Below are 12,816 nucleotides of genomic sequence, written 5' to 3' on the forward strand. Positions count from 1 at the left end.
ACAGCCGGTGGTTGGGGCGGCGGGGCGGCGGGCTTGGTGGCCACCCGGGGGCCGGGCTTGAAGGCCTGCTGGTGCAGTTCCATCAGCAGTTCGAAGACGGCCTCGGTTCGGGCGGCCGGGTAGTCGATGGACGCCAGGCCCTCGCGCAGCTTGGCCAGCAGTTTGGGCAGCAGGCGGGCCAGTTGGCCGGTGTTCGCGCGGGTCAAGGCGGGCTGCGTGCTCCAGATCAGGGCGTCCACCAGCTCCTCGTAGCGGCCTGGGTCGGCACTGCGGGTGGTGTCGGTCAGGCGCGCCTGTGCCATGACCTGGGACCAGGGGCCGAGCAGAAAACGGGAAATCTCGTCGGGCACCTTGCCGAAATCAGGCCGCAGCGAGAGGTCGCGCGAAATCCGGGCGGCCAGCAGGTGGCGCTGTTCCGCGTGCTGCAAGGCCTCAATGGCGCGCTGGCGTTCCTGTTTGCGCTGCTGGTCCTTTTCTGCCCATTTGGCGTGCAATTGCTGGAGCACGTGCTCGAAATCGTCGTGCCCGTCGATGGTGGCCGTGGCCAGCGGGCCCGCGATGTTCATGAGCGAGCGCATGAAGCTCTGGAAGCCGGTGGCTTCGGGGCTGTTGAAGGCCAGGCTGCGGTCGGTGATGTCTTGCAGCAGTCGGCGCGCGGGGTGCTCCTTGTGGCTGAAGAAACGGGGGTCGGCTACGGCCAGCTGTATCAAGGCCGGCTCCAGCGCGCGGATGAACTGTTGCACCGGCCACAGCAGCCGACCATCGCGCGCGATGTTGTCCACCATCAGCGCCACCACCTCCATGCTCAAGGCCTCTCCCAGTCCGCCGGAATGCTTGCGCGACGGGGCTGCAGGGCTGCCCTCTGTGCTGCTGCCGACCTGCTGCGGGCGCTGGCCCCCCAGTCGCTCCATCATGTGGCCGACCTGGTTCATGGCCTGCAGCGCCTCGAAGGCGGCGGGCACGGTGGCTGCGAAGTCCGTGGCGGGTGGGTCGATGGGGGGAAGCTGGTTGGGGTTATCGAACTCGCGTGCGAATTGGTCGGCGAAGCTCTCGTCTGAATGGGGGGAGGGCGTGTGTGTTGGCGCCGACGTGGGGGCCGGGTTCTCGCTGAACTCGCCCAGCAGCAGGCGGCGCAGGCGGTCGAGTGTGAGCAGGGAATCGGCGTGGCCTTCCACTGTGGACAGGTCGTTGTCGGCTGCAAAGCCGGGGGATGCGCCGCCTTCGGTGGGCGCCACGTAGACCACCTGGCCATCGGCCTGGCGCATCGCATAGCCCACGGGCTGCACGCCGCTGAGCTTGAGCCGATCAATCTGCGCCAGGTAGAGCCCCCGCAGCTCCGTGCCCAGCGCCTGGGCCATGGGGCCCATCCAGTCGTGCCGCACCTGCGGCGTGACCTGCATCTGCGACACCACGGTCTGCAGCGCCTGTAGAAAGACTTCGGGGCGCAGGGGGTTGTGCTCCGGCTGAACGCGGGCCAGGCCCCGGGCCGCACACACCAGGGCGTCGAGGTCGGCCAGCGGCCCTTCCACGGCCGAGATCAGCACCTGCCGGGCGCGGGCGCGCTCCACGCTGTCGTTGATCTGCGCCTCGTCCATCAGTTCAAGGTCGTCGAAATGGACGGTGAACAGGGAGCGTGTGGGCTTTTCCTCGTTCTGTGCCGCCTCCTGGTCGAGTGCCTTGCGCAGCGCGTCGGGGTAACGCTCGCCCATCACGGACGTGAGCCGCGACAGCTGCTGCCGTGCTTCGTGCATGGCGTTGTGTTCACCCGGTGTGCGGGCCTGGTCCTGGCGCGTGAGCAGGGACATGCGCGTGGCCTCGGCGACGCGCTCCATCAGGGGCCGGGCCTGTGCCAGCACGTCGCGCACGATGTGCTGGTAGGGCGTGGTGTCGCTGGCGGAGGGGGCAGGGGCCGACGGTGTGGTGTGTTTCAAGGCCATCTTCTGGGAGGACGGGAGCCGGTGCCCGCCATGGTACGCGGCAAAAAGGGGCCCGCGGCCCCTTGTTTACCTGGATTCCCGGCTTGTCAGACCGAGGCTGTGGCTTCACCCTCCGTGGAATTTGACCACCAGCGGCACGATGAGCAGCGCCACGATGTTGATGATCTTGATCAGCGGGTTGATGGCGGGGCCGGCCGTGTCCTTGTAGGGGTCGCCCACGGTGTCACCGGTCACTGCGGCCTTGTGGGCCTCGCTGCCCTTGCCGCCGTGGTGGCCGTCCTCGATGTACTTCTTGGCGTTGTCCCATGCGCCGCCGCCCGTGCACATGCTGATGGCAACGAAGAGGCCGGTGACGATGGTGCCCATGAGCAAACCGCCCAGCGCCTTGGGCCCCAGCAGCAGGCCCACCACGATGGGCACCACCACGGGCAGCAGACTGGGGATCACCATCTCCTTGATGGCGGCGGTGGTCAGCATGTCCACAGCCTTGCCGTATTCAGGCTTGGCGGTGCCCTCCATGATCCCGGGAATATCGCTGAACTGTCGGCGCACCTCCACCACCACGGCCCCGGCCGCGCGGCCCACGGCCTCCATCGCCATGGCGCCGAACAGGTAGGGGATCAACCCGCCGATGAACAGGCCGATGATGACCAGCGGGTCGGACAGGTCAAACGTGATGGCTTTGCCGTAGCTCTCCAGCTTGTGCGTGTAGTCGGCAAACAGCACCAGCGCGGCCAGCCCGGCCGAGCCGATCGCGTAGCCCTTGGTCACTGCCTTGGTGGTGTTGCCCACGGCGTCCAGCGGGTCGGTGATGTCGCGCACGCTGCTGGGCAGCTCGGCCATTTCGGCAATGCCGCCTGCGTTGTCGGTGATGGGACCATAGGCGTCCAGCGCCACCACGATGCCCGCCATGGAGAGCATGGACATGGCCGCCACGGCAATGCCGTACAGCCCGGCGAGCTGGTAGGCCGACAGGATGGCCAGGCACACGAAGATCACCGGCCAGGCGGTGGAGCGCATCGACACCCCCAAGCCCGCGATGATGTTGGTGCCGTGCCCGGTGGTCGATGCCTGCGCGATGTGCTGCACAGGCGAATACTGCGTACCGGTATAGAACTCGGTGATCCACACCAGAGCAGCCGTCAGCACCAGCCCGGTGGCGCATGCACCGAACAGCTTCATCTGGCTACCGGTGGCGGTGATGGAGTTGTCCGGCATGATCCAGATGGTGACAAAGTAGAAGGCGACGAGCGACAGCGCACCCGCAATCGCCAGGCCCTTGTACAGCGCGGGCATCACATTCTTCATGCCGGGCGAGGCCTTGACGAAGAAGCAGCCAATAATGGATGCAATGATGGACACAGCCCCGAGCGCCAGCGGGTACACCACGGCGTTAACGGGCGCGGTGGCCACCAGCAGCGCGCCCAGCACCATGGTGGCGATCAGCGTCACCGCATAGGTCTCGAACAGGTCGGCCGCCATGCCGGCGCAGTCGCCCACGTTGTCGCCCACGTTGTCGGCGATCACCGCGGGGTTGCGCGGGTCGTCTTCAGGAATGCCGGCCTCCACCTTGCCCACCAGGTCGGCGCCCACGTCGGCGCCCTTGGTGAAGATGCCGCCGCCCAGGCGCGCAAAGATCGAGATCAGCGACGAGCCAAACGCAAAGCCGATCAGCGGGTTGAGCAGCGTGGCCAGGTTGGCCGTGGGTGTGAGGTTGCCGTTGCCCGCCAGGAACCAGTAAAAGCCCGTGACGCCCAACAGGCCCAGCCCCACCACCAGCATGCCGGTGATGGCCCCGCCGCGAAACGCCACGTCCAGTGCCGGTCCAATGCCGTGGGTGGCCGCCTGCGCGGTGCGCACGTTGGCGCGCACCGACACGTTCATGCCGATGAAGCCACAGGCCCCCGACAGAAAGGCGCCCAGCACGAAGCCAACGGCCGTCGTCATGTCCAGAAAGATGCCAATCAGGATGGCCAGCACCACGCCCACGATGGCGATGGTCTTGTACTGGCGGGCGAGGTAGGCCGCCGCGCCGGCCTGGATGGCGGCGGCGATCTCCTGCATGCGGGCGTTGCCCGGGTCTTTGGAAAGAATCCAGCCCCGAGCCCAGATGCCGTAGGCCACCGCGATGAGCCCGCAAACGAGGGCGAGGATGAGAGGGGATGTCAGTGCTGAACTTGCAGCCATTCAATTCTCCTAGGGTTGTGTTGCACGGAGGGGGACCAACGCATCGGTGGCATCCCCGCTGCGTTGCTTCCTCGTGCTCCCCGTGCGTTGTGCGGGAGGAGTCGATTGGCCAACAGACCCAATTTACAGGCAAACGCCGGTTTGCAAGCGGGCAGAAAGGGGCGTGCGCCTAAAATCAGGGTTAATCCCGACGGTTCGTTGCGCTGTGTCAGCGTCGGCCGCTTCGCGGGTTACCGTCAACAAACCACTCTCCAAAGACATGTCCCTCAACAACGTCCCCCCAGGTAAGAACGTCCCCGAAGCCTTCAACGTGGTCATCGAGATCCCGATGAACTCTGACCCGATCAAGTACGAAGTGGACAAGGAATCGGGCGCGATCTTCGTGGACCGTTTCATGACCACGGCCATGCATTACCCCACCAACTACGGCTACGTGCCGCAGACGCTGTCGGGCGACGGCGACCCGGTGGACGTGCTGGTGATCACCCCCTACGCGCTGCACCCCGGTGTGGTCGTGCCGTGCCGCCCGCTGGGCATCCTGATGATGGAAGATGAGGCCGGTGTGGATGGCAAGGTCATTGCCGTGCCCACCTCCAAAGTGTTGCCCATGTACGACCACTGGCAGAACATCGACGACGTGAATGCCATGCGCCGCAACGCCATCGCCCACTTCTTCGAGCACTACAAGGACCTGGAAAAGGGCAAGTGGGTCAAGGTGCTGGGCTGGGAAGGCATTGACGCCGCCAAGAAGGAAATCACGGACGGCATCGAGGCTTTCAAGAAGTCGAACGCCTGAAGAAAATTGGGCATCAAATAGCCTCCAGGGCTTTTTGGTAAAGCGGGATTAGCTACAAATACAATAGCCTTCCAGCGTTCCCGACAAAGCATGCGCGCCACAAGCCCGCATGCTTTTTTTTGGCCGCGCGGTGTTGTTCTGTAAGGGGAAAGCCCACTTTGCAGCGCGGCAGGCACTGCTAGACTGCATTTGGTTACAAGTATGCGGTGCTGAGCAATACAGATTGGCATGCGTCGAAGTGCCTTTTGGGCAAACGCAATGTGAAGGGTGATCCATGAGAGTTTCCGATCTGCGCATCGGCGTCAAGCTGGGAGCGGGATTTTTGGCGGTGGTGCTGTTCACCACCTTGCTGGGTGTGATGGCGCTGGTGCAGATGTCCCGCATCCACCAGGGGGCGGACCAGATCGCCACCAACTTGCTGCCCAGCGTGGCGCAAACGGGGGAGCTGCGCGTGTTGCTCAACCGCATGCGGCGCTCCGAGGCGGGGGTGGTCACCTCGCGCAGCGTGGCGGAAGTCAAGGCGTTTTCCGAGCAGGTAACCCTGCGCCACAAGGATCTGGACAAGGTCGAGGTTGCGTACGAGGCCCTCATCGACATGGACAAGGAGCGCGAGGTCTATACCGCCTACAAGCAGCGCAAAGCCGAGTACATCAAGCTCCAGGCCAAATTGCTGGAGATCGCCTCGGGCGTGGACTTCACCAACGCCGAGACGCTGGAACTCACCGGCGACGCCCTGGGCATGCTCTATGCGGGCGAGTCGGAAGCCGCTTTTGTCGCCGCGGCAGAAACGCTGGGCGAACTGCAGAAGATCAATTCCGAGGCCGCGTTGCAAGCCAGTGCCGAAGGGCGTGAAGTATTCGCCACGGCGCGCCTGTGGCTGCTGGGCACCCTGGCGGTGTGTGTGGTGCTGGCGGCCTTGTTGGGTGTGGGCATTACGCGCACCGTCTCCCGGCCGGCCCACCATGCTGTGCGGGCGGCCCGCGCGATTGCCGAGGGCGACCTCACTACCGAGGTGCCGCCTGGCGGCAAGGACGAAATGGGCCAGTTGCTCACCGCGCTCGGTGACATGCGTGCCAACCTGGCGCACGTGGTGTCCGGCGTGCGCAGCAACGCGGAAGGGGTTGCCTCGGCGAGCTCACAGATTGCCTCGGGCAACAACGACCTGTCGGCCCGCACAGAACAGCAGGCCAGCGCGCTGGAAGAAACGGCAGCCTCGATGGAAGAACTGGGTTCCACCGTGCGCCAGAACGCCGACAACGCCCGGGCCGCCAACCAGCTGGCGGTGAGCGCCAGCACCGTGGCCGTGCAAGGCGGCGAGGTGGTGGCCGAAGTGGTCGAGACCATGAAAGGCATCAACGACAGCAGCAGAAAGATCGCCGACATCATCAGCGTGATCGACGGCATCGCCTTCCAGACCAACATCCTGGCCCTGAACGCCGCCGTGGAAGCCGCCCGGGCCGGAGAACAAGGCCGGGGCTTTGCGGTGGTGGCCGGCGAAGTGCGCAGCCTGGCAGGGCGCAGCGCAGAAGCCGCCAAGGAAATCAAAGCCCTCATCACCGCCAGCGTAGAGCGCGTGGAACAAGGCACGGCCCTCGTGGACAAGGCAGGGGCCACCATGACCGAAGTGGTCGCCTCCATCCGCAGAGTGACGGACATCATGGGAGAGATCAGCGCCGCCAGCAGCGAACAAAGCGCAGGAGTGGGTCAGGTGGGAGAAGCCGTCACGCAGATGGACCAGGCCACGCAGCAAAACGCAGCGTTGGTGGAAGAAATGGCGGCCGCCGCCAGCGCCCTGAACGCCCAGGCCGGCGAACTTGTCAACGCCGTGGCGGTCTTCAAGCTCGACGCCAACGCCATGCGCAGCGCACCGGCACCCCGAGCGCCCATCGCTGCCCCGGCATTCACCGCCCAACGCAGTGCAGGCGCGACCAAAGGCGCCAGCAAGATCGGCAGCGCAAAGCCCGCCAAACCCCAGGCCAGCCTGGCAGCGCCCAAGGCCAGCGCAGCCACCCCTGCAGCCGCCCCTGCCGCCAGCACCAGGCCCCCGGTTGCCAGCGCGCCAGCGCCTGCAGCCGCAGCCAAGGGCGGCAACGACGACGAATGGGAGAGCTTCTGAGCGGGCATGCCCCCGCCTGAGGGATAGCGACGAGGGATATGGATAAAAACAGGCCCTGGCGCTTGCCCATCAAGCGCAGGTAGCTATCAAAAGAAAAGCACGTTGGGGGGCATCCTCAGCGTGCTTTTTTTGTTCTCTGTTTTCTATTTCTTTGGGCGGACTGGCTGCATAGCCCCGCGCAAGTCGCTTAGCGGTGGGGATCTGGATACACCAGGTGCAAGCCCGGAACCCGGGGGCGCTGAAAAGGCTGCCACACCACTTGCGGCCCATGCGGTTGTCCGAGGCGGTCGGCCACGGCCCACCAGGCGCTGGGGTTCAGGCCGATGCCAAAGTGGCTGGCCACCACTTCGATGTTTTCGGTGTGCGGGTTGTGCGCCGCCGGGGCCTGGATGCTGCCGCGCCAGGCCACCACGCCATCTGTGCGCGAGTAGATGCTGGTGGTGGGCACGGGGGGGCGCTTCGGGCAGGTTGTAGCTCTCGGTTTCGCGCTCGATGTTGCGGCCGCTGGCGAACTGGTAGATGCGCCAGGCATTGGTCGAGGTGTGGTGCCCTGCGAATGGCGTGCCCAGTGTGATCACACAGCGCACCAGGTCGGGCATCTCCTTGGCCAGCTCGCGGGCATAGACGCCGCCCAGGCTCCAGCCCACCAGGCTCACCTTGCCGCCACTGGCTTGGGCGGCCTCCTGCAGCTGGCGCTTGGCGGTTTCCAGCACGCCATCGCGGGGGCCCAGGTTCAGGCCCTGGCCCCAGCCCAGGGTGTCGTAGTTGCGCGAATCCAGGTAGCGGCGCAGCGGCACGGTGGTGGCGTCACCCGCCGTGAGGCCCGGAAACACGATCACCGTGTGGCCGTCGCCCAGCGGGGCACGCTGCAGCACCGGCCAGGCGGGCAGCACCGCGCCAAACTCCCAGGGCGCCCGCAGCTCCAGCGCCAGCAGGGGCAGGCCCGGGGCGGGGATGTGGTTGGGATCGGTTTCTTTGTTGCTGAAAAGGGGCATCGGATCGTCAGTCAAAAGCGGGGGCGCACCGGCGGTAGGGCCGCTGTGGAAGGTAGCATTTTTTTGCCTGCGCACCGGGGCTGGGACTGGAGCTAGCTCTCCAATCCCAACCGGGCAGGCCGGGGCTGCGGCGGGGTGGGGAACGCACTGAACCGACCGGATGCGGCGTTTTGTCAATAAATGCCTGGGCGAGTGCAGGGTGATCTGTGGCGCACAGGTCGGAGTTGCTGCGCCGCGGCGAAATAGCACTGGTGACAAAGATCGCTCACGGATAAGGTAGTGACAGCCAAAAAACCACCTTCAAACCACCACCCGTCCAGAGGAGAAGCAGGATGAACCAGCTGAAGATATCAACCCGACTCACCGTGGCCTTTGCCGTCATGGTGCTGTTGCTCATCGCGCTGGGGACGGTCAGCCTGATCCAGTCTGCGAGCCAGCGCGCAGAGCTGAAGGACGTGATTGACGTTCGCATACCGGTGACCAAGGCTTTGGGCGCACTCACTGATGGCGTGAATGAGCAAGCCATCCAGGTGCGTAATCTGGCGATTTTCACCACGGAGTCCGTCGTGAAGTCGGCAACAAGCCAGATATCTGCCGCCGCAGTGGACGTGGAGGCGCAATACAAAACCTTGAATGCGCTGATCACCTCTGAAAAAGGCAAGGAACTCCTCGCGCGCATGCAGCAGCGGCGTGCCGATTTCGTGAAGTTGAGGGATCAATACCTGACGATGATCCAACAAGGTCAAAGGGACGAAGCCACCAAGTTCCTGGAAGAGCAATACCGCCCGGCACAGCGGGCCTACCAGGCTGCGATCGACGAACAGGTTGAGTTTCAGGCCCAGACCACGGTCAAAGCAGGTGAGCGGGCCGAAGCTGCCGCCGCTGCGCTGCAACGGGATGTGTTGATCGCTGGCGTGCTCGCCATTGCGATTGCCGTCTTTCTCGCCATCACCATCATCCGCTCCATCACCCGCCCCCTGGCGCAGGCCGTGGAGGCTGCCGACCGTGTGGCCAGCGGCGATCTCAGTGGCCAGATCACCGTGAGTTCCAAGGACGAAACCGGCCACCTGCTGGGCGCCTTGCAGCGCATGCAGCAAAGTCTGGTGAACACCGTGGGCTCGGTGCGCCAGAACGCGGAAGGGGTTGCCTCGGCGAGCTCACAGATTGCCTCGGGCAACAACGACCTGTCGGCCCGCACGGAGCAGCAGGCCAGTGCGCTGGAAGAAACGGCAGCCTCGATGGAAGAGCTGGGTTCCACCGTGCGCCAGAACGCCGACAACGCCCGGGCCGCCAACCAGCTGGCGGTGAGCGCCAGCACCGTGGCCGTGCAAGGCGGCGAGGTGGTGGCCGAAGTGGTCGAGACCATGAAAGGCATCAACGACAGCAGCAGAAAGATCGCCGACATCATCAGCGTGATCGACGGCATCGCCTTCCAGACCAACATCCTGGCCCTGAACGCCGCCGTGGAAGCCGCCCGGGCCGGAGAACAAGGCCGGGGCTTTGCGGTGGTGGCCGGCGAAGTGCGCAGCCTGGCAGGGCGCAGCGCAGAAGCCGCCAAGGAAATCAAAGCCCTCATCACCGCCAGCGTAGAGCGCGTGGAACAAGGCACGGCCCTCGTGGACAAGGCAGGGGCCACCATGACCGAAGTGGTCGCCTCCATCCGCAGAGTGACGGACATCATGGGAGAGATCAGCGCCGCCAGCAGCGAACAAAGCGCAGGAGTGGGTCAGGTGGGAGAAGCCGTCACGCAGATGGACCAGGCCACGCAGCAAAACGCAGCGTTGGTGGAAGAAATGGCGGCCGCCGCCAGCGCCCTGAACGCCCAGGCCGGCGAACTTGTCAACGCCGTGGCGGTCTTCAAGCTCGACGCCAACGCCATGCGCAGCGCACCGGCACCCCGAGCGCCCATCGCTGCCCCGGCATTCACCGCCCAACGCAGTGCAGGCGCGACCAAAGGCGCCAGCAAGATCGGCAGCGCAAAGCCCGCCAAACCCCAGGCCAGCCTGGCAGCGCCCAAGGCCAGCGCGGCCACCCCTGCAGCTGCCCCTGCAGCCAGCACCAGGCCCCCGGTTGCCAGCGCGCCTGCAGCCGCAGCCAAGGGCGGCAACGACGACGAATGGGAGAGCTTCTGAGCGGGCATGCCCCCGCCTGAGGGATAGCGACGAGGGATATGGATAAAAACAGGCCCTGGCGCTTGCCCATCAAGCGCAGGTAGCTATCAAAAGAAAAGCACGTTGGGGGGCATCCTCAGCGTGCTTTTTTGTTGGCGGCCTGGCTCAGACCCGTGTCTGTGCCGGACAGGTTGTGCTGCAGTCGCCGCTCTATAGATTTGAGTTGTTGGTGCGCTCACCAAGGGGTGTGCGCGCACCCTCGGCAGCCAGCACAGTTGCCAGGCGGCCCACGCATTCCAGGGCGGGTTGCAGGCGGTCATGTGCCGGGTGCCCGTAGTTGATGCGCACGCAGTGCGCAAAACGCCGGTCGGCCGAAAAAATCTGCCCGGGCGCCAGGCTGATGCCCTGCGCAAGTGCCTGACGGTGCAGCGCCAGTGCATCGACCTCCTGCGGAAGCTCTGCCCACAAAAAGTAGCCCCCCTCGGGCCGCGACACGCGCGTGCCGAGTGGGAAGTGCTGGGCCACCGCCTCCAACGCAATCGCCCGCTGCTCGGCCAAGCTGCGGCGCAGCGCGCGCAGGTGCCGGTCGTAGCCGCCCTGGGCCAAGTATTCGGAAAGCGCCTGCTGCGATGGTGTGGCGGCTGATAGTGTGGTCATCAGCTTGAGCCGTTGCACCGCCGTGGCAAAGCGGCCCGCCGCCACCCAGCCCACGCGGTAGCCGGGCGCCAGGCTTTTGCTGAACGAGCTGCAGTGCATGACCAGCCCCGTGCCATCAAACGCCTTGGCAGGCGGCGGGCGCTGGGGGCCGAAGTGCAGCTCGGCATAGACGTCGTCCTCGATCAGCGGGATCTGGTGGCGGGCGAGCAGTGCCACGAGTTCGCGTTTTTTGTCCTCCGGCATCAGGCTGCCCAGAGGGTTTTGAAAGCTGGGCATGAGCCAGCAGGCCTTGACGGGCTGCTGGGGGGGGCTGGCGCTCCAGCGCCTCGGCCAGCGCGGCCAGGTCAATGCCGTCGCGCGGGTGGGTGGCGATTTCCAGCGCCTGCAGGTTCAGCCGCTCCAGGGCCTGCAGCGCGGCGTAAAAGGTGGGCGATTCGACCACCACCACGTCGCCCGGCTGGGTGACGGCCTCCAGGCAGAGGTTGAGCGCCTCCATCGCGCCGTTGGTGATGATGATTTCTTCCACATCCACCGCCATGCCGTGCAGGCCGTAGCGCAGTGCGATCTGCTGGCGCAGGCGTTCGTCACCCGGTGGCAGGCTTTGCACGATGTTCCACGGGTCGAGCTTGCGCATGCCGCTGGCCAGGCACCGCGCCAAGCGGTCCAGCGGAAACAGCTCCAGCCCCGGGAAGGCCGAGCCCAGCGGTACCAGATCGCGGTCACGGGCCAGGCCCAGGACCTCGAACACCAGGTCGCTGATCGCCACGCCGGTGGAGGTGGCGGCGGGCTGCGAGGGCAGGGGCTCGGCGGGGCGGGCCTCGGCCGTGCTGGGCAGCCGGGCGCTCACGTAGTAGCCCGAGCGCGGCCGGGCGTGGATCAGTCCCTGGGCCTCCAGCAGGTAGTACGCCTCGAACACGGTGGACGGGCTGATGCCCCGCGTGCGGCTGGCCTCGCGCACCGAAGGCACTCGGTCGCCAGGCCGCAGCGCGCCGCTGTGGATGAGCTGCGCGATGGTGTCAGCGTGGCGTTCGTAGCGTTTCATTGGGGTGGTGGGGCTGGCTGCTTGTCAAACTGATCTGTATTTTTAACAGGAAACTGAATCTGTACTGTTTTTGCCGCTGGGCGTAGAGTGAGGGCTTGTATTGGTGCATGCCCCGAGCGCACGGCTTGTGGGTGCCCGCCGACCGTTTCCCCACGGAAAAATCCCCATGATCGATTGCCTGCGCGGCTTGCTGCGCCCTGTTTTTTCCGCACCCGGCGCGGCTGCCCTGGTGGCGCTGGCGTTGACGGCTGGCGCTGCGGCCCAGACGGTGCCCGCCAGCACGCCCCCTGCCGCCCCTGCGGCCACGGTGCCCGTGTCGTCCATGTCCTCGCGCGTGCTGGCCTGTACCGCGTGCCACGGCAAAGAGGGCCGGGCCACGCCAGACGGCTATTTCCCCCGCATTGCGGGCAAACCAGCGGGCTACCTGGCCAACCAGCTGCTCAACTTTCGGGACGGGCGGCGCAGCTACCCGCAGATGACTTACCTGATTGAACACCTGACCGACGACTACCTGCGCGAGATGGCCGAGCACTTTGCAGCGCTGGACTTGCCTTACCCGCCGCCGCCCGCACCACAAGCGCCCGCCGCTGTGCTGGAGCAAGGCCGCAAGCTGGTGCAAGGGGGCGATGGGGCCCGCAACATCCCCGCCTGCGTGGCCTGCCATGGCGCAGCCATGACGGGTGTGACCCCGTCCATACCCGGCCTGCTAGGCCTGCCGCGCGACTACCTCAACAGCCAGCTGGGTGCCTGGAAGACCGGCCAGCGCCGGGCGCATCTGCCCGACTGCATGGCCGACATTGCCCGCCAGCTCACGCCCGACGATGTGAGTGCTGTCTCGGCCTGGTTGGCCGCCCAGCCCGTGGCGGCGGGGGGCAAGCCCGCCCGCACCTTGCCTGCTGCGATGCCCGCGCGCTGCGGTGGTGTGGCCGAAGTGCCCGTGGCCGCTGCGGCTGCACGTTGAGAAGCGATGCACCG

At 66.0% G+C, this 12,816-nt stretch carries 8 protein-coding genes and 1 pseudogene; 4 read left to right on the plus strand and 5 right to left on the minus strand.

The features are described from left to right. Together NFX52_RS18805 and NFX52_RS18810 are read right to left on the minus strand one after the other, a co-directional pair. Window positions 1-1,937, minus strand: a 1,937-nt coding sequence (locus NFX52_RS18805; protein WP_252635778.1) for a DUF1631 family protein, incomplete at its 3' end; no start/stop codon positions are given. Between the two features lie 105 nt (window positions 1,938-2,042). After that, complete coding sequence (locus tag NFX52_RS18810) at window positions 2,043-4,124, minus strand: sodium-translocating pyrophosphatase (RefSeq protein WP_055398171.1); 2,082 nt, start codon at window positions 4,122-4,124, stop codon at window positions 2,043-2,045. 259 nt (window positions 4,125-4,383) lie between these two features. On the opposite strand from NFX52_RS18810, the gene ppa reads away from it, so the two are divergent. Continuing rightward, the gene (gene ppa, locus NFX52_RS18815) at window positions 4,384-4,920 is read left to right on the plus strand and encodes an inorganic diphosphatase (protein WP_055398170.1); all 537 of its coding nucleotides are present in this window, start codon (window positions 4,384-4,386) and stop codon (window positions 4,918-4,920) included. 274 nt (window positions 4,921-5,194) lie between these two features. Continuing rightward, window positions 5,195-7,036: a methyl-accepting chemotaxis protein gene (locus NFX52_RS18820; protein WP_055398169.1), complete on the plus strand. Its 1,842-nt coding sequence runs from the start codon at window positions 5,195-5,197 to the stop codon at window positions 7,034-7,036. A 187-nt stretch (window positions 7,037-7,223) separates the two neighbouring features. On the opposite strand, the pseudogene NFX52_RS18825 reads toward NFX52_RS18820, so the two are convergent. After that, window positions 7,224-8,031 (minus strand): annotated as a pseudogene (locus NFX52_RS18825) (esterase/lipase family protein). 332 nt (window positions 8,032-8,363) lie between these two features. Here NFX52_RS18825 and NFX52_RS18830 point away from each other — a divergent pair. Continuing rightward, a complete protein-coding gene (locus NFX52_RS18830; RefSeq protein ID WP_055398167.1) occupies window positions 8,364-10,163 on the plus strand; it encodes a methyl-accepting chemotaxis protein in 1,800 nt (599 codons plus the stop codon). A gap of 189 nt (window positions 10,164-10,352) precedes the next feature. Here the strand turns inward: NFX52_RS18830 and NFX52_RS31105 are convergent, their stop codons facing one another. Together NFX52_RS31105 and NFX52_RS31110 are read right to left on the minus strand one after the other, a co-directional pair. Beyond that, window positions 10,353-11,015, minus strand: coding sequence for an aminotransferase-like domain-containing protein (locus NFX52_RS31105; protein ID WP_353848492.1), 663 nt, complete (start codon window positions 11,013-11,015; stop codon window positions 10,353-10,355). After that, window positions 10,915-11,841, minus strand: coding sequence for an aminotransferase-like domain-containing protein (locus tag NFX52_RS31110; protein WP_353848493.1), 927 nt, complete (start codon window positions 11,839-11,841; stop codon window positions 10,915-10,917). Before NFX52_RS31110 ends, NFX52_RS31105 begins: the two co-directional genes overlap by 101 nt. 166 nt (window positions 11,842-12,007) lie before the next feature. Here NFX52_RS31110 and NFX52_RS18840 point away from each other — a divergent pair, with 166 nt between their 5' ends. Next, window positions 12,008-12,802: a c-type cytochrome gene (locus NFX52_RS18840; protein WP_055398165.1), complete on the plus strand. Its 795-nt coding sequence runs from the start codon at window positions 12,008-12,010 to the stop codon at window positions 12,800-12,802. The last annotated feature ends 14 nt before the right edge of the window (window positions 12,803-12,816 follow it).

The sequence above is a fragment of the Acidovorax facilis genome (assembly GCF_023913775.1).
GTDB lineage: Bacteria > Pseudomonadota > Gammaproteobacteria > Burkholderiales > Burkholderiaceae_C > Acidovorax > Acidovorax facilis.